The sequence below is a fragment of the Rhodospirillaceae bacterium genome (assembly GCA_016722635.1).
Classification (GTDB): domain Bacteria; phylum Pseudomonadota; class Alphaproteobacteria; order JAEUKQ01; family JAEUKQ01; genus JAEUKQ01.
This window is the reverse complement of record JADKIX010000011.1, coordinates 159012-181906: the sequence shown is the minus strand read 5'-3', so window position 1 is coordinate 181906 and position 22895 is coordinate 159012. Positions and strand designations below refer to the sequence as shown.

Genomic DNA, 22895 nt, shown 5'->3' with positions numbered 1-22895 from the left:
ATCGTGTTTTATCGAGGGTGAGGGAAATGGTGAAGATAACAACGGATAGGAGAGTTGGGTGGCAGGCAATAAAAGTCGGTTAACAAATGTGGAGTGGAAAATCGTCCTGCTGATGGCAGCAGTACAATTTGTAAATATTTTAGATTTTATGATGGTGATGCCGCTGGGCGAAGATATTGCTAAAGCGATGATATTTTCCAGCAGCCATATCGGTTATTTAGGTGGTAGTTATACGGCGGCTGCTTGTATTGCAGGGTTGGTCACTAGCCTGTTTTTGGACCGTTTTGATCGTCGCCGGGCTTTATCGGTGGCTTTACTGGGATTGGTGACAACCACGGCGCTTGGCGGGCTGACCGAAAATTTATGGCAATTAGTTGTTACTAGGGTTTGTGCAGGTTTTTTTGGTGGACCTGCGGCTGCTTTGGCCATTTCCTGTGTGGCTGACAATGTCCATGAAAGCCGGCGTGGCCGGGCTTTAGGTGTGGTAATGGGTTCTTTTTCCATAGCCTCCATTTTAGGGGTACCAATCGGGCTGGAACTAGCGTTGTTGGGTAGTTGGCGTATCCCTTTTTTCGCGGTGGCAGGATTGGGGGCAACCATTGTTCTTGGGGTGATATCTCTTCTGCCCCCACAAAGGGCACATATGGATAAGACAATGCCAACATCATTTAAAGTGAGCAAAGCTTTCTGGAATATTTTGAATGTGTTAAAATATCCAGGGGCATTAGGCGGCCTTGGCATCGCTTTGTTCACGATGTTGACGATGTTTATGATCATTCCCAACATTGCCACCTATGTGCAGCATAACATTTCGTTTCCACGGGAATATATGAGTTTATTATATTTAATTGGGGGTGGATTAAGTTTTATCAGCATGGGAATTGCGGGCCGCATGGTGGATAGGTTCGGTTCAACATCTGTCACGTCGATCACCACACTATGTATAGCTGTTGTTTTATATTTGTGTTTCATTAATTATACCTTCCTGGCCTTGCCGGTTTTAGTGTTATTTCCACTGTTTATGCTTTTTAGTTCTGCGCGAATGGTCAGTAACGGAACGATTTTATCCAAGATAACTCCAGCCCGTGACCGGGCGGGATATCTGTCACTTGTTTCCGCTGTCCAGCATTTGGCAGGAGCATGCGGTGCCTTCTTTTCATCGATGATTTTGAGCAATGATGACCAAGGTCATTTCGTTGGAATGGACAAGGTAACAACCATTGCTATCGTCCTTAGCCTGTTGTTGCCTTTTATCATGTGGTCTGTTGAAAAAAAGGTCAGCCAACAGCGGGCATTGGCAGCTGCAGCTTCTGCGGCGCCGGATCCCGTGGCGATCATGGAACATTAGTCGTGCTTGCCTAATATGGGATCGTCATGGTAAACAAAAAATTGCGGGTAGATTCTTAACCTTTTAATATAGGGCAATACATCATCATGCGTTTACAGGAAATGTTAGCAAAACTGGGAATTGATCCTGCCGAATTATCAACCGGTATCCTATTGGTACACTCACCTATCGATGGGCAACTCATGGGACGTGTAACTCCTCATACGGCTGAACAAGCATCGCAGATTATTAAGAATGCCCAAATTGCTTTTCAGGCGTGCCGGCAACTGCCTGCGCCGAAAAGGGGTGAATTAATCCAGCTTTTTGGGCAAGAATTAAAGAATTCAAAAGAAATTCTTGGACGATTGATCACGATGGAAACGGGTAAGATCTTGGAAGAAGGTCGTGGGGAAGTGCAAGAAATGATTGATATTTGTGATTTTGCAACAGGTTTATCCCGGCAATTGTACGGGTTGACGATCGCGTCAGAAAGGCCTGGACACCGGATGATGGAAACCTGGCATCCCTTAGGGATTGTTGGCGTTATCAGCGCTTTTAATTTTCCAGCGGCGGTATGGGCTTGGAATTTTGCATTGGCGATTGTCTGCGGTAACAGTGTTGTGTGGAAGCCATCGGAAAAAACGCCTTTGACCGCTTTGGCCTGTCAAAGATTATGGGAACGGACGATCAAAAAATTCCAACCACAAATTCCGCATCTATCGCAACTATTGATGGGTGATGCCAAAGTTGGGGAAATATTGGTTGATCATCCTCAGGTTGCATTGGTAAGTGCCACCGGCAGCACCCGCATGGGAAAAGCCATAGCGCCCAAAGTGGCTGGCAGGTTTGGGCGCTTATTGCTGGAACTTGGCGGAAACAACGGCATGATCCTAACCTCTTCCGCTGATCTGAATTTAGCCATGCGTGCCATTTTGTTCAGTGCGGTTGGAACGGCTGGCCAGCGCTGTACCAGCCTTCGTCGCTTAATTGTCGATCAAGCCATGATGCCTACGGTCCTCAGCAAATTAAAATCCCTATATCAACAAATCCCGGTTGGTAACCCGGTTACAGAGAAAGTACTGGTAGGCCCCATGATTGACCAACAAGCATTCCAGGGGATGCAACGGGCGCTGGAACAAGCCAAGAAAGACGGTGGCAAGGTTTGGGGTGGCGAACGCTTATATGAAAAAGAATATCCGCAAGCCTATTATGTGAAACCTGCCTTGGTGGAAATGCTTAAACAAACAGATATTGTTCGGCATGAAACCTTTGCGCCTATTCTTTACATATTGCCTTATCAAAACTTCGACGACGCGATTGCCATCCATAATGACGTCCCTCAAGGCCTTTCTTCTTGTATTTTCACGAATGATATCCGGCAAGCGGAACGCTTTTTATCGGCCCAGGGAAGCGATTGCGGGATTGCCAATGTCAATATCGGCCCTAGCGGGGCAGAGATAGGAGGGGCATTTGGGGGTGAGAAGGAGACTGGCGGTGGCCGTGAATCTGGGTCTGACAGTTGGCGAAATTATATGCGGCGAGCAACCAATACGATTAATTATTCCAACGACTTACCGTTAGCGCAAGGGATACAATTTAACCTGGCCTAGAAGCTTAATAAAGGTTAACTATAGCATTTAGACTGATTTATTTTATAACACAATGAACTTTATGGAGGTAATGATGCCAATCGTAAGCAATCAGAAACCTTGGTTAAGGTTAAAACCCATGGCTTGGGAGCATATCCGGTGAGTTGGCAGGGATGGCTTTGTTGATTGGTTCTTATTGTCATATATGTGGCGGGTGTTATTTGGCTATTAAATTTGGATCAGATCAGATTCTAGGATGCTTTAGCGGTTGTTACAATTTTTGCGTTATTGCTTGGAAAAAATCTGACCAGCCATGGGGATGGCACTGGCAACGAAAGAAATAAGCTGGCTTTTCAAGTAAAATTCTAGCTTAAATTTAAAAGCGCTGTAAATTTTTGTACCTTCTGTGTGTTAGCGCCAAGATTGCAGATCATTGTTGATCAAGATTATTACCCTTTGACCAAATTGGCGTGTCCACGAGTCAACTCATAGACCTTGGCCGCTTTTTCTTTCCATAAAGGTTGGTGGGAAATGGCGATAATGGTCAAATGAGGGGTAAGGGAGGCGATATGCTGATAAATTTCTTGCTCCGTTTGGGGATCAAGGGCGCTGGTGGCTTCATCCAAAATTAATAATTTGGGGTGATGGATCAGGGCCCGGGCAATAGCCATCCGTTGGCGTTGCCCACCCGATAATAACCCCCCCCGTTCACCGACAATCGTGTCCAAGCCGTCCGGCAAAGAATCCAGTAGGGTTTTCAACCCAGCTGCTTGCAGCGCCGCTTCAGCGTCTTGAAGGGTTAAACTTGGATCCGCCAATGTTAGGTTTTTTAAAATTGTATCATTGAGTAAAATAATTTCTTGTGGGACATATCCCACTAATTGGCGCCAGGCAGCTAAATTGATGTCTTGCAAATTAACGTGATCAATCTTTATTGTGCCTTCCTGCGGCAAATAAAATCCTAACAACAGATCAATCAGGGTTGTTTTCCCTGAACCTGAAGTGCCGATTAAGGTGGTAATTTTACCGGTTGGGATTTCGAGCGACACATTTTTTAAAACATTGGCGCGACGGCTGTAAGAAAAAACAACATTTTCAAAATTGATCACTTGGTCCAAAGTCGGGATTTTTTCGCCAGTCCATACTTCTTTTTCTTTTTTCAAATCAGCCATTAACTGGCGGACGTGGATATAAAAAGGTTCTAAATTGGCAAAATATTGCAACGCTTGCTGGGCTTTTCCGATCGCGCTGATAACGGATTCCATGAGCAGCCCCATGATGATCGTTTCAGCGACAGAGGTTTGCCAGACGGCCAAAGAAATATAAAAGAAAATTGCTAAGAATAAGGCGGTCATAGGCTCTTGCAGCGTTCTGCGTAATTCCTTGAGCAAGATGATTTTACGCAATCCCTTGTTGATACGGACAATGGTTTTTGCAAATAAATGGCTGAAATGTGCGTGCCGTTGCATGGCTTTGAGGGGTTTAATGTTCAGTAAGAAATTGGTCATTTCCCGACCCATGCGGATATTGGTTGCATTTTGTTTGGCGCTAAGTTTCCTGCTCATGCGCACAAATTTGTTTAAAACCAAGGAAATCAGTAAGCCTATGCCTAAAGACATCAACGCCACTTGCCAAGAAATAAGCATAACAATACAAAAATAAGCCAAGAACTGTAGGATAAAACCAAAAAACTCTACCGAAACCCGATAAGCTGCCCCGGCTCGTTCTGTATCTTTATCAAGAGCTGCTACGACCACATTTAAGGGGCGAATATTGTAATATTGCCAACGTGCTTGTTGGATTCCTAAAGATAAAGCCAAACGCCATTTGGTGGATAGCGCCGCGACAGCTTGTCCCAAATAACTCGTAGAAATGCAGGACAAAATTGCTTTTATGAAAGTGGCAATGATAAAAATGCCCAGGATATAAGATATTTCAAGAGGAATTCCTAAAAATTCAAAAATTCCCTGAACCATTTCATGGGCATTGGAGGGATTTGAATTGCTGCCTTGGTAATCCAAAGCGTTGAAAGCTGGAATTAAGCTGGCAATCCCGAACCCCCCCACAATATTGCCGATGACCAGGCATATTGTGATAGCGAGAACCCGTTTCCAACCGGATTTCCAAAATATTTTAAACGCGCTGGATATCAGGTTCTTCGAGTGTCCGATTGTTAGGGCAGAAGATTTATTTTTTTTTGTCATCGATCTAATGGTACCAATGTTGCTGTTGTAGTGTTCCCATTCTATTTTTATAGATGGGAAGCAGTAGGGTAAAAGAAGCTACATCAAGATATTCTTATATAATTTAAATGATAAATCTTATCAATTGGAAACAGTCGATATCTTGTTGTATCTGATTCCGATTTGGCTCATTACATAAATAATCTGTTTTACATTTGTAAATTCTATTATAATTTTACATTAGATTTATACGTGGTGTGCGTCTGACAATCAATCCGTAATCCTGATCGCAGCCTGGCTGCTTATAGATTGTTTATTGTGGGGATTATTTATTTTATGGGCCGTATATGACATATCTATTAGCTTTTCCCAATATTGACCCCGTTCTTTTAGAGTTTGGGCCTCTGGTTATCCGTTGGTACTCATTGGCTTATATCATCGGTATCTTAGCAGGTTGGCGATATGGGATTTATTTGATTTCCCTGCCGTTCAGCAAGCTTAGCAAGCCACAATTTGAAAATATTGTTTTGTGGGTAACGCTGGGGATCATCCTGGGGGGGCGGCTTGGATATGTATTGTTCTACAATTTCGCTTATTTTAGGGAAAATCCATCGGATATTTTTAAATTATGGCGAGGGGGAATGTCTTTCCACGGCGGATTGATAGGCGTGATTATTGTTACGTTGATATATGCCCGCTTCCAGCGCCTTAAAAGCATCTATTTATTTGATATTCTTGCCTGTGCTGCACCGATCGGTTTATTTCTGGGGCGCATGGCCAATTTTGTTAACGGGGAATTATATGGGCGGGTTACTGATGTGTCTTGGGGGATGATATTTCCAAATGGGGGCGGGCTGCCACGTCATCCCAGCCAACTATATGAAGCTTTTTTGGAAGGTATTGTCTTGTTTCTCCTATTATATTTGTTGGTTCGCGCCACGTCGTTTCGTTTGCGTGGAGGCCTCTTAAGCGGGATTTTTATTGCTGGATATGCGCTTGCTAGATTCGCTGTGGAATTTTTCCGTGAACCCGATCAGCAATTGGGGTATTTCGCTGATATATTAACGATGGGTCAGTTGTTGTGTATCCCAATGATGGTATTAGGTATCAGCTTGATCATTATGGCTAGCCGCCAACCTCTTTTGCTTAAACATGAATGAATTACAAGGGCAGCTGATTAATTGTATCCGAAAAGAAGGCCCGATCAGCTTAGCATCCTTCATGCAGATCTGTTCATTTGAGCGCCAGGGATATTACCGCCAAAAACTGCCAATCGGCCCCGGCGCTGATTTCATCACGGCTCCAGAAATTAGCCAAATATTTAATGAAATGATTGCTTTTTGGCTGATTAATAGCTGGCAGCAAATGGGCGAACCTTTTACTTTCTGCCTGCTGGAGTTAGGGGCCGGACGTGGGACATTGCTCCAAGATATTTGGCGAGTTGCAAAATTACGGCCATCTTTTCAACAAGCCCTACGGATTCATATTGTTGAAACGAACCAATCCCTAAAAAATATCCAACAACAATGTTTGCAAGGTTTACCGGTAACATGGCATACCCACTTGCCGGACTTGCAAGGAAATCCTGTATTAGTTGTTGCTAACGAGTTTTTTGATGTTTTTCCCATCCATCAATTTAAAAAGATGCCCGAAGGTTGGTTGGAAAGAATGGTGTCATTAAATGATCGGGGAGAATTAGATTGGCAGTTTAGGCAGTCTGAAAAAAGCAGAATGCTGATGGTCGATCCTTATCCTCTAGGGACGGTATTAGAATACTCGACGGCGGCCACCAGCTATATGAAAGTTTTAGCACAATTGGTTAGCCGAAATAACGGGGTGATATTAGTTATTGATTATGGGCGGAATGGATCGATTGGAGAAAGTTTCCAGGCCGTTAGGCGTCATCAGGCTGTTGATCCGCTCCAGTTAGTGGGTGAGTGTGATGTCACAGCCTGGGTGGATTTTTCTGCCCTGGCTCAGGCAGGAATCCAACAGGGAATGTCGGTTTGGGGGCCTTTGAAGCAAACTGTTTGGTTAGAGCGGATGGGATTTAAACTCCGCATGGGAAATTTACTAAAAAGGGCGGATCCTCTTCAAGCAGAAACCCTTAAGGCAACGGCAGATCGATTGTTATCAGCTGATCAAATGGGGGATGCTTTTAAAGTGGCTGCTTTTAGCAACCTGGCCCATTTTAATCCGGCAGGATTTATCAAGGAAGAAAAAAATGTTGATCCAAAATAAAACGCTCGATTTCCCTTTTCTGCGTCATGCTTTTTTTACCCGGCAGGGGGGAGTCAGTGAGGGTGAATATCAATCGTTGAATTGCCGCTTAAGCTCGACTGACAAAGTGGAAAATATCCGCAAAAACCGGGCAATTGCGTTGCAAAAAGCCAACATGCCCGAAAATTCCTTGATCACCCTTGAGCAAAGTCACAGTGCTACAGTCATATTAATCGAGAATCCGCCTGCGGCACCAATCGTTGCTGATGCAATGGTCACGAAAACGCAGGGGCTAACTTTGGGCATCTTGACGGCTGATTGTGTACCGATTTTACTGGTAGAGCCCAAACATCACATTATTGCAGCTATTCACGCGGGTTGGCGGGGGGCATGTCACGGGATCATCCAAAATACGCTCAACTTAATGCAGCAGCAAGGTGGGCAAAGCGAAAATATAGTGGCGGTGATAGGCCCTTGCATTCAGCAATCAAGTTATGAGGTAGGACCCGAATTTCCAAACAACTTCACCCAATCTTTGGTAATGGTAAAACCTTTTTTGATGCGCGCTTTACGGGCAGGGCATTATTTATTTGATTTGCCAGCTTACGTGGCGGCCTGTCTTAAAAGGACAGGGATTCAAAAAGTCCAGTGGGAGAAGCGCGATACGTTTAACGAAGACGCGTATTTTTTTAGTTACCGCCGATCTTTTTTGCGCCAACAAAAAGCATATGGCTGCCAGTTATCCGCCATATGCTTGCTTTGAAGTAAGCTTGTAAGCAACGGTTGCGTAAGGAATTTTGGTCTGTCTTGAGGCAAAGCTGAAAATTAGATTTTTGTCAATTGCAGGACTTCTTCAATATGGCCTGGCACCTTCACTTTATGCCAGATTTTGCTGATTTTCCCTTTTTCGTTAATCAGGAAAGTCGTCCGTTCGATTCCCAAATAAGTTTTGCCATACATCGATTTTTCTGCCATTACCCCGTAAGCATCACAAACTTTCCCTTCGGTATCGGCAAGCAGGGCAAAATTCAGACTGAATTTCTTTTTAAACTTGCCGTGACTTGTGGCATCATCTTTAGAAACGCCCAAAACCACTGTGGAAGTTTTATGAAAATCGGGTAGTTTATCGCGAAAATCACAGGCTTGTTGGGTGCAGCCGGGGGTATCATCTTTCGGATAGAAATAAAGTATAATCTTCTTGCCGCGCAATTTTGATAGGGTAATTTGGAGGTTGTCATCGGTTCCCAAAGTAAAATCGGGGGCATTATCACCAACTTGTAAAGGCATGTTCCTTCCTTTCAATAAGCTTGCGGGTTGAGATGGTTCCATGATTATATAATCGATAATCCGTGCATTGTTCACAATTTAAAAATGTCATTTTGCATTTTCAACAAAATTTTGGTAGGATGGGATGGTTGTTTCTTCAAGAAACGGTTAGATACGAGGTTAAGGCTGCCCAGGATAAAGCTCATTTTATCATGTCATGATCATAAGGATAGCTGGTATGGATCAATGCAGCAAGTACTAATCATTCGTATAAAAGATATATTGGCGAATATGGGTTCAACGAATTTTTCCCATAAATGGATGATTGCGATTTTCAATCATTACCTTATCTCATAGGGAAGGAAATGGGTTGTTGCTAACTCGAATTGGCAAAGTTTTTCGGTCAATTTTAACATTCGCACTCAGTACTTTGCTGATTGTGGTGGGGGCTGTGGCCTGGCGTTTGTCAACAGGCGAACGGATCAATACGGACTTCCTTGGCCCCTATATCCGAGAATTATTGGGTTCTAGTGAGCAGCAAGTTGACATTAGGATTGGCCAAATCCAAGCGGGATGGGACGTTAAGGCGGGCGGGAGGTTGTTGGTTCAGGCATCGGAGACAAAAATTTATGGCCGCAACGGGAAATTATTGGGAATCATTCCTGATTTTTCGTTAGAGATTGCGGCCAAAAGTTTTTTTTACGGGGTGATGGGACCTGAAAAAGTTGTTTTCAAACAACCGAAATTATTCTTATACCGGCACAGGGATGGATCAATCGATTTAGGCGAGGCGCCCGCTGCCGCGAGTCATGAAGAAAAGGGTGTTTCAGGGGTGATTGGCAAATTCATCCGGCAGTTATTAGCGCCGCCCGATTATCGCAACCCAACCGGATTTTTAAGGTATGTGGAAGCAATTGAAGCAGAGGTCGCAATTTTTGACGAAAATACCCAAGAATGGTGGAATATCCCTAAGGCAGATATTGTTATTGAACGGTTTACAGATGGCCTTCAAGGGCATTTGTCTGCAGAAATGCAGTATCACAGCCAAAAAAGCCTTTTTGATTTAACCTTTACGTACCATAAAAAGAACCAGCAAATAGAAATGGTTGGTCAAATTAAAGAAATGCCCGTGCAATTCTTAGGTAGCTTTGATGAAAAAATTGACTTTTTCCAACAGACCAGTCTTTTGGTTAGCGGCTGGATTAAATTATCACTTAATTTGCAAGGTAAGGCAGAAAAAGGTGTTTTTAATATTGCTTTATCCCCCGGTACCATCAAAATTCCCTCAGATCCTACCCAACAAGAAATATTTGTCGAATATGGTTCTGTCGTGGGTGAGCTGATGGATCGGGGGAATAAGCTGATTATTTCGTCTTTCCAATTAGCTACCACCGAGGGAATGGTTGAAGGGATGATAGAACTGGACGGCCTGCGTAAAGCTAATAACCCCTCCCGGGTTATTCAAGTCCAGGCTGAATTGTCTCTGCAAGACGTTTCTCTATCCTCCGTCATCAGGTTTTGGCCCTCAAAGATTTTTCCGAATGTGCGGCCATGGGTGACAAAAAATGTTCATAGCGGCCATATTGATTCGCTAGATTTTCAAACCAATTTGGAAATTCCCATGACTCATGTGGAAGGCAGTCAATTAAAGTTTTTGGAAGGAAAGGCCCAAGCCAGCAAATTATTAATCAATTATATGCCGAATTTGCCGTTGCTGCAGGCCGAAACAGCTGTTGCCCATTTTGACAGCCAATCTTTGCAGATTGATTTCTTTAATGGCATCAGTGATACCAACCGCCTGAGCGCCGGGAATGTATTAATAACAGGTTTATCAAAGCTTGATCAGATGATAAAGATTGACGTGATTGTCGATGCATCCTTGTCCAAAGTGCTGCTGTTGCTGCAGGCCCTTATGCCAGATACAACGCTTAAGACACTGACCAGTAGTTCTTTAACCAGTGGCGATGTCCGTGGTCATTTGCATATAGAGTTTCCTCTCATTAAAAATTTGACATGGAAAAACGTCGAAGTCTCGGCCGAAACGCACCTGGAGAAGGTGGTTATCAATAATATTATTCCTGGCATCCATTTAAAAGATGGCCAATTTCGTCTGCAAGTGAAATCCAGCCATGTGGCCTTGGAAGGAAAGGGCCAAATCGATCAACAAGTTGTTCAGCTAACCTGGCAAAAAGATTTCAATATCCCTTCTTCCTCAGAAGAGATAACAGCAAAATTTGATGTATCAACCACAACTTTAAAGCGATGGTTACATCTGCCCGTTGCAGCGATGAGCGGGTCTCAGATACCTATCCAACTGTATTTAAATAAAGCACCTACTGGGATTGTGAAAATAGAATTGCGTTCCAATCTGCAGAATATTGGGATTTTTGCAACTTTAACCCAACCGCTTAAACAAGCGGGCGTGAAAACGGACTTGCTAATCAGAGCTACTCTGCAACCAGGTAAATTATTAACAATTGAAGAATTACTGCTGCAAGGACAGCCCATCCAAATCCAGGCAAAAGGCAATTTTACTTTAAATGCCTCTTCCTTCTCCACGGGGGTTATTGCTTTTTCAAAGTTTAAGGTGGGGATAACTAATTTACCATCGTTGCAACTAGAATTCGGGCCAAAAGAAACTGTTATAGTCATGAAAGGTGGTCAAATTGATACGGCGCAACTTCTTCAAATAAGTGAAGCGTTTGCAGGAAGCGACATCCTTTCCTTAAAAAATCAAAACATCCGCCTTTTGAATGAACAGCCGATTGGGTTACTGTTCGGGCCTGACCGCCAGCTCGTGAATGCTTACATCAATTTATCCTATGCTGGTCAGCATTGGCGTGTTCTGTCCGTTGAGGCTGGCATGGGGCGGACAAAAAAGGTGTCTTTCCGGTACGGGCCGGGGCAAAGCACAGGGGATGCTTCTTATATGTTGGATATATTTACTGACGATGCCGGTGAATTATTAAGGATTATAAAGGGTGTGGAGGGAATGAAGGGGGGTAATTTACGGGTTAAGGCGTTGAGTGTTACGAATGGTGGTCAAGACAAATTACAAGGCAAAATTTCTATTGACCGGTTTACGCTAGATCCTAAGGTGACCTTTGGTCCAAGTTCATCTTCCATATTACAAGCATTTGCGGGAGCGGAAGGGATCATCATGACCAGATTTTCCGGTCAATTCGATTTAAGCGACGGAAGAATGACGATCAGCAATCTGCGCACCAATGGTGCAACGCTTGGGGTGACAGCGGAAGGATGGGTCGATATGAGGCAAAGCCAAATCAACATCCGCGGCGATTTTGTGCCTTTCTATGCGATCAACGGCGTTCTGAGCGATATTCCTATTATTGGGCATATCTTAACCGGCGGTCCTGGAAAAGGAATTTTTGCGGCCAAATATAGTGTCCAAGGGCCTTTAGATAAACCATCTATTCAATTCTCAGCTTTAAGTGCGCTAGCGCCAGGATTTCTAAGAGAACTATTCAGTGCTAACGAACCCTAAGTTTTAAATAATTGTTATCTGCTGAACGGGATAGGCCGCCGTATCAAAAGTTTTTTGTCATGGGGTGGTTATTTGGGGATATGATCCAATTTGACAATGGTATGGCGTTTGCGACCTGCAGAAATCTTGATCACTTGCTGATGCTGGTAATCCTGCCAATTGACCATATACAAATCATCGGTAATCGGTTGATCATTGAGGCGTGCCCCCCCGGCTTTAATCAAACGGCGAGCTTCACTGTTACTGGCGGCCATTCCTGCACGCCGCAACAAATCATAAAGGGCAATCCCTTGTTGCAGTTCTTTGCTTGAAATGACCAGTGCAGGCAGTTCTTCCCCTAACCCACCTTGCTCAAAAGTCTTTTTTGCACTTAGGGCAGCTTTTTTAGCCTCATCCTTGCCATGAGCCAGGGAGGTTGTGGCATCCGCAAGAATAATTTTGGCTTCATTTAATTCCGAACCTTGCAATGCCTCCAATCGCTTGATCTCATCCATAGGAAGTTCGGTAAAAAGCTTTAAAAAGCGACCGACATCCTGGTCACTGCAATTCCGCCAATATTGCCAGTAATCGTAAGGAGTTAATTTTGTTTTATCCAGCCATATGGCGCCGCTGACGGTTTTACCCATTTTAGCGCCGGAAGAATTGGTGATCAGGGGGTTACAAAGGCCAAAAAGTTCGCGGTTGTCCACCCGTCTTGCCAGTTCAATACCGCTGATGATATTGCCCCATTGGTCTGAACCACCCAACTGCAATAGACAATTCTGATGCCGGGACAAATGTAAAAAATCATAGGCTTGTAGAATCATATAGTTAAATTCAAGGAAACTAAGGGTTTGTTCCCGTTCCAGGCGCAAGCGCACCGAATCGAAAGATAGCATACGGTTAATCGAAAAATGGCGACCAAAATCCCTAAGGAAATCGATATAGCTCAAGGGATCTAGCCATTCTGCATTGTTAACGATTGCGGCTTGGTTTTTTTGACTGCCGACCTCCAAAAACTGATAAAAGATTTTGCTGATCTGCCCAATATTATGTTGGATATCCGTTGCGGAAAGCAGCTTACGGCTTTCATCTTTGCCGGACGGATCACCTATTTTAGTGGTGCCGCCCCCTAATAAAACCACCGGACGGTGCCCAAAATGTTGCAAATGTCGTAACATCATAATACCTACTAAATTGCCAATATGTAGGCTGTTACTAGTGGCATCAAATCCCATATAGGCACTGACCATGCTTGTGCATAAACGCTGATCCAGCCCTTCCAAATCTGTGGCTTGGTGGATATAGCCCCGTTCCTGAAGGACGTTAAGGAAGGGTGATTTAATCTGGCCCATGATAAATTAACCCAGTCTAAGAATTGATTAAAAAATGACACCTAATCATTTGACCGCAATCGATAGCAAAATGTGCTATCAGGCGGGCAAGTATTGACAATTTATTCTCTAGTATTTTTCCAGTTGATTGCAATATTTGAGACTGTCATAACAATATGAAGTTATCAAGAGAGATTTACCGGTATGTGGGTTGAACCAAGTTATGTGATTGGGCTGATGAGCGGAACCAGCTGTGATGGCGTGGATGCAGCCTTGCTTTTGACAGATGGCGAGACGCATCTCAAATCCTGTGGAGGTATGGCACACTCCTATCCGATTGCTTTCCAAAAAGGCTTGCGCCAAATCATGGGTCGACGGCAAATGACTAAAGAAATTGCCGCAATCGAAAGGCGTTTAACCGATTACCACATCCAAATTGTCCAAGACCTTTTAAAAAAACATTCTTTACACTCTTCCCAAATCCGTTTGATTGGTTTTCATGGCCAGACCATTGCCCACCATCCGCGGGAGGGATTTACTTGGCAAATCGGCGATGCTTCTTTATTGGCCACTCGTACGCAAATCGATGTGGTTCATAATTTTCGCGAGCAGGATGTGGTGAAAGGCGGGCAGGGGGCGCCCCTAGTGCCTATTTATCATGCGGCGTTAACGGCATCTTTGCCAAAACCATTGGTGGTGGTCAATATCGGCGGTGTTGCAAACGTTACTTGGGTTGGCCATCAAGCAGAAGATCTTTTAGCTTTCGATACGGGGCCTGGGAATGGCCTGATTAATGATTGGTGTTTAGAGAAAACAGGTATTCCCTTAGACCAAGATGGCAGGTTGGCTAGCAAGGGTACTCCTGCTCTCAGCCATATACAACAAATGTTAAGGCATCCTTATTTTTTGCAAAAACCTCCGAAATCTCTGGATCGCTTAAGTTTATCCATCCAGGCATTAGAGGGGTTGTCAATCGAGGATGGGGCGGCCACCTTAACGGATTTTACCGCCCTTACCATTGCCCGCGCGGCAATGTTTTTCCCAGGGCCACCAAAATCTTGGCTGATAGCGGGCGGCGGGCGTCACAATCCCGCGCTGATGGCAAGATTACGGCAGCATTTATCTGGTAAAATGATGGCGGTGGATGAATTGGGATGGGCCGGTGATTTGTTAGAGGCTGAGGCTTTTGCCTATTTGGCGGCAAGATCGGTGCGGAGACTACCCCTAAGTTATCCTGGCACTACAGGCGTTCCTTATCCGTTATCAGGTGGGGAATTGGTATCGTGGAGAAGGAATACATGATTCCTATATCTTTTTTAATTAACCTTATTTTTATATAAACCGATGCTGGCTATACCAGGGTTTTTTAATTTTTTGATCCCCGCGCGCTGCCTGCACTGCCGGGTGATGGTGACGGCGGATTATTCCCTATGCGGCTCTTGTTTCTGTCAATTGGTTTTTCTGGAGGGGCGCCAATGTAAGCGTTGCGGCAGACCCTTTGTCGATAAAGAGGGTCAAATTGGCCAACAGATATGTGGTGCTTGCATCCTAAACCCGCCCCTGTATCAACAAACCCGCAGTGCTATTCTATATGATCAGCACAGCAAAAAATTAATCTTATCTTTTAAACATTATGACCGCATTGATTTTGTCCAATTATTTGCCAAATGGCTGACACGAGCTGGGAAAGATATCATACCCTTTACGGATGTGATTATCCCGGTTCCTCTGCATTGGCGGCGATTAATGGCCAGACAATATAACCAGGCGGGATTGTTGGCGGCCGCGGTTAGCCAGCAAAGTAACCGCCCCCTGCTATTGCGTGGATTACACCGCAAACGTGCCACCCTCAGCCAAGGAAAAATGACCGCTCGGCAACGGCGGTTGAATGTCCAGCGTGTTTTTGTCGTGCCAAAAAAATATGATCCAAGCATTGCCCAAAAAAATATTTTATTGATTGATGATGTGATGACCACGGGCGCTACGGTCGCCGCCTGTACCAAAGCCTTATTGCAGGCAGGTGCGAGATCCGTCTATGTATTGGTGTTAGCCAGGGTTGGATAACTGGGGGTTGGATAATTTTGTTTTGTATCTAGCCTTTATCTTCTGGTAAAGTCCAAGCGTTTCCTACCCAGATCAATAGAGTCGGTTGATGCTTAGGCAATTTTAATGATAAAGGTGGTTTAGTGAAAATTCCTGATTTGTTTGAAAATATTCCTGCTATCACCCAAGAATATAGTGTTAGTGAAATCAGCACTTTAATTAAAAACAAGCTTGAAGATGGTTTTGGCCGATTGCGGATCCGCGGCGAGGTCAGCAATTTTAGTCGGCATGGCTCCGGGCATATTTATTTTGATTTAAAAGATAATATGGCGGTTTTAAATGTAGTGTGTTGGCGGCCCGTTGCAAGCAAACTACCTTTTGGGATAGCGGATGGGTTGCAGCTGGTTATCACGGGCAAAATCACCTCTTACCCGGGCCGATCCCGTTACCAATTGGTAACGGAAACAGTGGAATTGGCCGGTCAAGGGGAATTGCTGCAATTATTGTTAGAACGCAAAGAAAAACTACTGGCGGAAGGGTTATTTGCCCTAGAGCGGAAAAAGAAATTGCCTTTCCTGCCTACTCTCATTGGCTTAATTACTTCGCCGACTGGTTCGGTGTTGCAAGATATCCTTCACCGGTTGCAAGACCGGATGCCAACACCTGTTCTTCTTTGGCCGGTGGCGGTACAAGGGGCAATGGCTGCTGGCCAAATCAGAAAAGCCATCGAAGGCTTTAATCATTTACCGCTTTCCTTATGGCCCAAACCAGATGTGATTATCGTGGCACGAGGAGGGGGAAGTCTCGAAGATTTATGGCCGTTTAATGAAGAAGGGGTGGTACGGGCCGTGGCCGCCAGTAAAATCCCAATTATTTCCGCGGTTGGGCATGAAACCGATACCACCTTAATTGATTTTGTAGCCGATAGGCGTGCTGCAACCCCGTCTGCTGCTGCCGAAATGGTGGTGCCAGTCAAAGCGGATTTATTAAGGCAGTTACAGGAAACCCAATCCCACCTTGATCTTTTATTTCAGCAAAAAATGGAAAGCCGCTTATCCTTGGTTGGGGCATTAGCCCGCCTGTTCAGGCGGCCACAAAGCCTTTATGAACCATCTTTGCAACGCTTTGATGAATTAAGTGAAAGGCTCGCACGTTCGATGCAGCAGATCTTGCAAACTAAAACCGGGTGCCTAGCGAATTTTACAGAAATCTTGCGTTATAACCAGCAACGATATCTATCGCTGCATTTGTTTCATCAGCAAGTGGTGGGTCGTTTCCAGCAAGCCGTTAAATCCTATCAAGAACAGCAGGCCCAGCGCTTACATTCTGTTTTTAAAGGACTGGGGCCGGTTTCTTGGCGATTTAACCGACACCGGGATTCCATCACAATCTTGACGGGGCAATTGCAAACCAATTGGTTAAAGAATAAAGAGTTTTTAAACCGGCATTTTGTTGCTCTTGGCAACCGCATTGTGTCTCCCGCCCAACAGGTAAAAATTTGGGATCAAAAATTGGGTGGCCAATATCAGATATTGCAGCAATTGACCAAACAGCAATTGCGGTATAGCCAGGAAAACTGGCAACGTTCGGCAGAATGGCTGGTTATTCAAAGGTTACAGCAGCAACTGGCTATAGCCAAGACCAATGCCGATAATTTAGCGGAAAGTTTAGAAGGCTTATCAGTTACCCGTTTATTAAAAAGGGGTTTTTTATTGGCCTATGCGGGGGATGAAGAAATCATCGCCCGGGTAGAGCAGCTGAAGGTGGGCGATAGGATAAACCTGCGTTTCCAGGATGGTTTGGCGGTGGCGCAAATCGAGAAAAAAATTGAAAATTAAAGGGCCTATTTCATAAATAAGCCCCGCATGAAACACTCCCATGCAGGGCTTGACAGTCTCAATCAATCAAAAAATGCGATCAGGGATTATTGGGAGCTTAATTTTTGAATGGCATCAAAAAGTTTTTGGGATGGGTTTTGGGCGCATTGTCTCCCTAACGCTTCTGCGACGCGGAAAATGCCATCAATATCAATGACTGTTTCATCGGTAAGATGTCCATCCAGCCAAAACACCACCGCACCGGCCTCTTCATCCCTTAAATCCAGTAACTGCTGGCAGGTCATGGTGGCTAAGTCAACCTTGCCAGCTAATTCGGCCGCATGGACGTTTGTGGATAGCAGGGCAGCAAACCCTGTCAGCAAAAGCAATTTTTTCATGTTATGTATTCCCTAAAAATTATTTGTACCAGCATGATCAATCATCAGACCTATAAAAACCTTTATACAATATTTCCCCCAGCCTTTTCAATCAAAAAATGGTGCTATTAATGACCTAATTTAACAGCCTATAAACATGTCCTTAAAGCAGCTTCAGTCATTGGCGGTACCATTATATAATTTCTCCAAAAGTGGCTGATATCTTGCCAAGATTGTATGTCGGCGAATTTTAAAAGAAGGTGTTAACATCCCGTTCTCAATCGTGAACGGTTCCGGGGCCAAAATAAAACGGCGAATTTTTTCAATCGGTGACAAGTGCTGGTTAACCTGGTTAATGACGGTTCTATAAATTCGGTTAAAATCAGGGTTTTTAACCAAGGCTGCCGGATCAAGCGGTAGCCCCTTTGGGTTGGCATACTCGGCCATAAAATCGGGATGGGGAACAATAACCGCTACGATATGGGGATGCTGGTCCCCATAAACCATGGCTTGAGTAATTTCCGGTGCTAGTACTAAAAACCCTTCAACACGGGCCGGGGCAACATTATCGCCACCAGATAATACAATAATGTCTTTTTTCCTATCGGTAATTTTTAAATATCCCTCTTGATCAATATGTCCAATATCACCGGTGTGCAGCCATCCATCTTTCAAGGCATGTGCGGTGGCTGCAGGATCTTGCCAGTAGCCTTGCATCACGCATTCCCCCTGAATCAAAATTTCCCCATCATCTGCAATATGGGCGGTAACACCCGGCAAAACGGGACCTACCGTGTCCATTTTTACTTTATGGGGTATATTTACACTGACTACAGGTGCGGCTTCGGTCTGGCCATATCCTTGTAAAATGGGGATACCCAAAGATTGGAAAAAAATACCAACATCATAATTAAGGGGCGCCCCCCCTGAAACCAGGGCCTTTAATTGCCCTCCAAACCTAGCCTTAGTCTTTCGCCTGACCAGCCAATCATACAAGTAATTTTTGAACTTGTCTGGGATCGTCATTGCGGAAGGGGTTTCATAGGATTTACGGCCTAACTGAAGGGTTTTATGGATCAGGCGCCGTTTCCAGGGTTTTTCTTTGGCAATTGAGCGCAAGATGCGCTGATGCATGAGTTCGAAAAAACGAGGGACAGCGGTCATAATCGTTGGACGGGTTTCTTTTAAATTATCGCTAATTTTTTCAACGCTTTCGGCGTAATAAATCTGGGCGCCGATTAAAATCGGCAAACATTGTCCGGCGGTATGTTCATAAGCGTGGGATAAAGGCAGGAAACTGAGGAATTTTTCTTTTTTGAGGCCGAAAGTTGATAAAACCTGGGCTGCCCCCTCACAATTGGCCAAAATAGCTCCGTGCGATAACATCACGCCTTTGGGCGTACCACCTGTGCCTGATGTATAAATCAAACAACAAATATCCGAACGTTTAAGTGCTGCCAGCCGCTTATCAATCAATTGCAAGTTTGGTTGATGATCCGTTTTATGGATAAGATCTGGCCACAGGAAGAAGGGCAGTGGCAACTGCTGATCGATTGTCACGGGGTCAATGAAAATAACGGTTTTCAGCTCTGGTGCTTGCAATGCAGCGGGTAAGAATTTGGTGGCAACCGCCTGGGTCGAAACAATGGCCACATGGGCGCCGCTGTGCCGCAGGATATGTAAATGATCTGGGGTGGTATTGGTGGTAAAAGAAGGGACGGTGATGGCGCCTATACTCATAATAGCCATGTCGGCAATCAGCCATTCAGGCCGGCTCTCCGCAATCAGCATGACCCGGTCACCCGGCTTAACTGATAAATCAATCAATCCGGCTGCCAATTTTCTGGCTTGATGCGCCACCTGTTGCCAATCAAGGGCAGCCCATTGGCCTTGTTGTTTTCGCCACAGGAACGGTTGGCCTGAATATTTTTGTGCATTCCCAAAAAACATGGCTGGCAAGCTTGACCATTTTTCCCACATTGTACCTTACCCTTCCGAAAAATTTATTTTTAAAATTATTGATGGTGACGTTCACCAACATCAATTATATTAACACTAATCTACAAAAATTCCTGATATAAACAAGTCTGACGCATATGAGGTTTCCATGAAAAAAACTTTTGCCCACTCGTCCGCCAATACCTTGGCGCCCAAATGGGATTTAGCGGATTTATATCCCGGTATGCACCATCCAGATATCGCCAGGGATTGGAATAAATTATTGCAACAGGCGCAATTATTCCAGCGCACCTATGAAGGGCGGGTTGCGCAATTATCAGCGGGTGATTTGTTGAAGGCAATTGAAGAATATCAGCAAAATGAAGAACTGGCAGGGAAATTGATGAGTTATGCTTATCTATTGCATGCAACCCATGTAGGTGATGCGGAAATTGGCGGTTTTTTACAAAATATTCAGGAAAAGACCACGCAAGCAGCTGGCCACACGCTTTTTTTCACTTTGGAGATCAACAAAATTCCCGTGCCGCAACTGCAAGAATTATTAAAGGATCAAGCCTTGCAAAAATTTCAAGGCTGGTTAAGGGTCATTCGTGCTTTTCGGGCCCACCAATTGTCAGATGAATTAGAAAAATTTAACTTGGAAAAATCCACGAGCGGCCGCAGTTCCTGGATTCGCTTATATGATGAAACATTGGCCAAACTCCGGTTCAATTTGGATCATCAGCAAGTAACCATCAGCCAAGCTTTACATGTGTTAGAAGAGCCTGATGCTTTGAAACGGGAGCAAGCGGCTAAAGAAATCGCGCGTGTCTTGAAAGAAAATGTGGCCTTGTTTAGCTTGGTAACCAATACGTTAGCCAAGGAAAAAGAAACCGAAGACCGTTGGCGCAAATTTACGTATCCGGCAGCGGCCAGGCATTTGGCAAACCAGGTTGAAGGAAAAGTTGTGGAGACCTTAGTTCACACTGTGCGCCAGGCATATCCAGGTCTTTCCCACCGTTATTACCGCTTGAAAGCTAAATATATGGGTCAAACGCGGCTTCATTACTGGGATCGCAATGCGCCCTATTTATCGGGGGGCCAGCGGAAATTTACTTGGAAGGAGGCTTGTGATATTGTTTTAAGGTCTTACCAACAATTTTCACCAATTTTTGCCAAAATCGCCCGGCAATTTATCGACCAGGGTTGGATTGACGCCGCCATGTCAACCGGCAAAGATTCCGGGGCTTTTGCACATCCAACGGTACCAAGTGTGCATCCTTATATCCTGTTAAACTTTCAAGGCAGCATGCGCGATGTCATGACGTTGGCTCATGAACTGGGCCACGGCGTTCATCAAACACTATCTGCCAAACAAGGGGCGCTGATGGCGGAGGCACCACTGCCGCTGGCCGAAACGGCCTCAGTTTTTGGGGAAATGCTAACCTTCCAAAATTTGTTGGGCTTGGCAACTGATCCGCAAGAAAAGGGGGCATTGCTGGCCCGTAAAATTGAAGATATGTTAAATACGGTGGTACGGCAGATTGCTTTCCATCAATTTGAAACCCTGGTCCACCAAGAGCGTCGGCAACAAGAATTATCCCCACAGCGGCTGGGAGAGATATGGATGCAAGTGCAGAAAGAAAGTTTGGGCGATGCTTTTGATTTTGCAGATGAATATCAGTATTATTGGGCCTACATCCCTCATTTCATCCACTCGCCTTTTTACGTTTATGCCTATGCTTTTGCTGATTGTCTGGTCAATTCGCTCTATGGCATTTATCAGAAAAAAGATCCGTCTTTTATGGATAATTACATGAATTTGCTGGCAGCGGGGGGTTCCGCTCCTTACCAACAATTGCTAGCGCCTTTCGGCATGAATATCGAGAAAAGCGATTTCTGGCAGCAAGGTATAAGCCTGCTTGAAAGTATGATTAACCAATTAGACCAGCACTTAAAGGCACATCATCATGGATGAGGAAGATAAAGGGGGATGGATTGCCAAATTTGGGCGTGTCACCAAAATGGGGTTGGCAACCGGCGGCATTGCAGCCCGTATGGCCGGTAGTAAACTGGGGTTGGCTATCGATACCAAATCCCATGCGGAACAATTGGTCAAAGTGATCGGTAATTTGAAGGGGCCTGCCGTGAAGGCAGCTCAGATCCTTGCGATGGTTCCGGATTTATTGCCGACAGATTACAGCCAGAAATTATCCGAATTGCAAGCCAATGCCCCGGCTATGGGGTGGTCATTTGTGCAACGGCGGATGGCAGGTGAATTGGGTGCGGATTGGCAAGCGCATTTTCTGTCATTTTCTGAAACCGCTCTTAATGCAGCTTCACTCGGGCAGGTGCATCAGGCGCGGGCTAAGGACGGTCGATTATTGGCCTGTAAATTGCAGTATCCGGATATGCAATCCGTTGTTGATACGGATTTGCGTCAATTGAAAATGATGTTGGGCATTTTTGAAAAAATTGATGGCAGCATCAATACAGAAGAGGCTTGGCTTGAATTACAAGAAAGATTAAAGGAAGAGTTAGATTATCAGCGCGAAGCGCGCCATATCCTTCTATACCGGCATCTTCTAGCGACACATCCGGAAATCCATGTGCCCGAGGTGATCGCGTCTTTATCAACCCGCCGCCTTTTGACGATGAGTTGGCTGACCGGCAAGCCTATTAAAGCATTTTTTCAACAAGGCGATCAGACACATTTGTTAGAATCTGTTGCCAGAAGCTTGTTTTATGCCTGGTACTTACCTTTATACCAATATGGGATCCTGCATGGTGATCCGCACCCGGGAAATTACACCGTGCGTGAGGACGGAGAATTAAATTTGCTGGATTACGGATGTGTCCGCGTTTTTTCGCCCCAGTTTGTGGAAGCGGTGATCGATCTTTATCACGCGTTGCAACAAAATGACACGGAGATGGCGGTTGCCGCCTACCAAAAATGGGGTTTCAAGAATTTAAGCAAAGAGCTTGTATCCATTCTTAATCAATGGGCAAAATTCGTGTATGGGCCGATTTTGGAAGACCGGGAACAGGTTATTTCCGAGAATTTAGGCAATTCCTATACGCGCGATTTAGCGCTTAAAGTGCGCGCGCAATTGCGTGCGTATGGTGCCATTACTTTGCCGCGGGAATTTGTTATGATGGACCGGGCGGCGGTTGGCCTTGGATCGATATTTATTTATTTGCGCGTGCGGATGAATTGGTATAGACTGTTCCACGAATTAATTGATGGGTTCCAAGGATCGCAGCTAGCACAGCGGCAACAGCAGGCTTTATGTGTGGCTGGTATTAATCCTTAAAGC

16 protein-coding genes are annotated in these 22895 nt (G+C 44.8%); 11 read left to right on the top strand and 5 right to left on the bottom strand.

The window, feature by feature from the left end; genetic code table 11:
* Positions 1-58 precede the first annotated feature (58 nt).
* Together IPP67_08235 and IPP67_08230 are read left to right on the top strand one after the other, a co-directional pair.
* Positions 59-1348: an MFS transporter gene (locus IPP67_08235; GenBank protein MBL0339126.1), complete on the top strand. Its 1290-nt coding sequence runs from the start codon at positions 59-61 to the stop codon at positions 1346-1348.
* 86 nt (positions 1349-1434) lie between these two features.
* Positions 1435-2937, top strand: a complete 1503-nt coding sequence (locus IPP67_08230; GenBank protein MBL0339125.1) for an aldehyde dehydrogenase family protein — start codon at positions 1435-1437, stop codon at positions 2935-2937.
* A 428-nt stretch (positions 2938-3365) separates the two neighbouring features.
* On the opposite strand, the gene IPP67_08225 is transcribed toward IPP67_08230, so the two are convergent.
* A complete protein-coding gene (locus IPP67_08225; protein MBL0339124.1) occupies positions 3366-5120 on the bottom strand; it encodes an ABC transporter ATP-binding protein in 1755 nt (584 codons plus the stop codon).
* A gap of 326 nt (positions 5121-5446) precedes the next feature.
* Between IPP67_08225 and IPP67_08220 the strand changes: the two genes are divergently transcribed.
* The 3 genes from IPP67_08220 to pgeF all read left to right on the top strand — a co-directional run bounded on the left by IPP67_08220 (position 5447) and on the right by pgeF (position 8082).
* Complete coding sequence (locus IPP67_08220; protein ID MBL0339123.1) at positions 5447-6259, top strand: prolipoprotein diacylglyceryl transferase; 813 nt, start codon at positions 5447-5449, stop codon at positions 6257-6259.
* Positions 6260-6320: 61 nt separating this feature from the next.
* Positions 6321-7340, top strand: coding sequence for an SAM-dependent methyltransferase (locus IPP67_08215; protein MBL0339122.1), 1020 nt, complete (start codon positions 6321-6323; stop codon positions 7338-7340).
* On the top strand, positions 7324-8082 hold the full coding sequence (pgeF, locus tag IPP67_08210) for a peptidoglycan editing factor PgeF (GenBank protein ID MBL0339121.1): 759 nt from the start codon (positions 7324-7326) through the stop codon (positions 8080-8082). The genes IPP67_08215 and pgeF overlap by 17 nt, the downstream gene beginning before the upstream one ends.
* A 62-nt stretch (positions 8083-8144) precedes the next feature.
* Here pgeF and bcp read toward each other — a convergent pair whose 3' ends face one another.
* Positions 8145-8606: a thioredoxin-dependent thiol peroxidase gene (gene bcp / locus IPP67_08205; protein ID MBL0339120.1), complete on the bottom strand. Its 462-nt coding sequence runs from the start codon at positions 8604-8606 to the stop codon at positions 8145-8147.
* A gap of 349 nt (positions 8607-8955) precedes the next feature.
* Here bcp and IPP67_08200 point away from each other — a divergent pair, with 349 nt between their 5' ends.
* Entirely contained in the window at positions 8956-12090 is a 3135-nt protein-coding gene (locus tag IPP67_08200; protein ID MBL0339119.1) for an AsmA-like C-terminal domain-containing protein, read from the top strand.
* Between the two features lie 68 nt (positions 12091-12158).
* On the opposite strand, the gene IPP67_08195 is transcribed toward IPP67_08200, so the two are convergent.
* Positions 12159-13424, bottom strand: coding sequence for a tyrosine--tRNA ligase (locus IPP67_08195; GenBank protein MBL0339118.1), 1266 nt, complete (start codon positions 13422-13424; stop codon positions 12159-12161).
* Between the two features lie 183 nt (positions 13425-13607).
* On the opposite strand from IPP67_08195, the gene IPP67_08190 reads away from it, so the two are divergent.
* The 3 genes from IPP67_08190 to IPP67_08180 all read left to right on the top strand — a co-directional run bounded on the left by IPP67_08190 (position 13608) and on the right by IPP67_08180 (position 17284).
* On the top strand, positions 13608-14705 hold the full coding sequence (locus IPP67_08190; GenBank protein MBL0339117.1) for an anhydro-N-acetylmuramic acid kinase: 1098 nt from the start codon (positions 13608-13610) through the stop codon (positions 14703-14705).
* Between the two features lie 72 nt (positions 14706-14777).
* On the top strand, positions 14778-15467 hold the full coding sequence (locus IPP67_08185; protein MBL0339116.1) for a ComF family protein: 690 nt from the start codon (positions 14778-14780) through the stop codon (positions 15465-15467).
* Positions 15468-15589: 122 nt separating this feature from the next.
* Entirely contained in the window at positions 15590-17284 is a 1695-nt protein-coding gene (locus IPP67_08180) for an exodeoxyribonuclease VII large subunit (GenBank protein MBL0339115.1), read from the top strand.
* A gap of 86 nt (positions 17285-17370) precedes the next feature.
* Here the strand turns inward: IPP67_08180 and IPP67_08175 are convergent, their stop codons facing one another.
* On the bottom strand, positions 17371-17661 hold the full coding sequence (locus IPP67_08175) for a hypothetical protein (protein ID MBL0339114.1): 291 nt from the start codon (positions 17659-17661) through the stop codon (positions 17371-17373).
* Positions 17662-17814: 153 nt separating this feature from the next.
* A complete protein-coding gene (locus tag IPP67_08170) occupies positions 17815-19620 on the bottom strand; it encodes a long-chain fatty acid--CoA ligase (GenBank protein MBL0339113.1) in 1806 nt (601 codons plus the stop codon).
* Positions 19621-19747: 127 nt separating this feature from the next.
* On the opposite strand from IPP67_08170, the gene IPP67_08165 reads away from it, so the two are divergent.
* Entirely contained in the window at positions 19748-21556 is a 1809-nt protein-coding gene (locus IPP67_08165; protein MBL0339112.1) for a M3 family oligoendopeptidase, read from the top strand.
* The gene (locus IPP67_08160; protein MBL0339111.1) at positions 21549-22892 is read left to right on the top strand and encodes an AarF/ABC1/UbiB kinase family protein; all 1344 of its coding nucleotides are present in this window, start codon (positions 21549-21551) and stop codon (positions 22890-22892) included. The genes IPP67_08165 and IPP67_08160 overlap by 8 nt, the downstream gene beginning before the upstream one ends.
* The last annotated feature ends 3 nt before the right edge of the window (positions 22893-22895 follow it).

Coding starts and splice junctions, on each gene's coding strand:
- IPP67_08175 (MBL0339114.1), bottom strand. CDS start 17,661: ATGAAAAAATTGCTTTTGCTGACAGGGTTTGCTGCCCTGCTATCCACA.
- IPP67_08160 (MBL0339111.1), top strand. CDS start 21,549: ATGGATGAGGAAGATAAAGGGGGATGGATTGCCAAATTTGGGCGTGTC.
- pgeF (MBL0339121.1), top strand. CDS start 7,324: ATGTTGATCCAAAATAAAACGCTCGATTTCCCTTTTCTGCGTCATGCT.
- IPP67_08195 (MBL0339118.1), bottom strand. CDS start 13,424: ATGGGCCAGATTAAATCACCCTTCCTTAACGTCCTTCAGGAACGGGGC.
- IPP67_08190 (MBL0339117.1), top strand. CDS start 13,608: ATGTGGGTTGAACCAAGTTATGTGATTGGGCTGATGAGCGGAACCAGC.
- IPP67_08170 (MBL0339113.1), bottom strand. CDS start 19,620: ATGTGGGAAAAATGGTCAAGCTTGCCAGCCATGTTTTTTGGGAATGCA.
- IPP67_08230 (MBL0339125.1), top strand. CDS start 1,435: ATGCGTTTACAGGAAATGTTAGCAAAACTGGGAATTGATCCTGCCGAA.
- IPP67_08220 (MBL0339123.1), top strand. CDS start 5,447: ATGACATATCTATTAGCTTTTCCCAATATTGACCCCGTTCTTTTAGAG.
- IPP67_08225 (MBL0339124.1), bottom strand. CDS start 5,120: ATGACAAAAAAAAATAAATCTTCTGCCCTAACAATCGGACACTCGAAG.
- IPP67_08165 (MBL0339112.1), top strand. CDS start 19,748: ATGAAAAAAACTTTTGCCCACTCGTCCGCCAATACCTTGGCGCCCAAA.
- bcp (MBL0339120.1), bottom strand. CDS start 8,606: ATGCCTTTACAAGTTGGTGATAATGCCCCCGATTTTACTTTGGGAACC.
- IPP67_08215 (MBL0339122.1), top strand. CDS start 6,321: ATGCAGATCTGTTCATTTGAGCGCCAGGGATATTACCGCCAAAAACTG.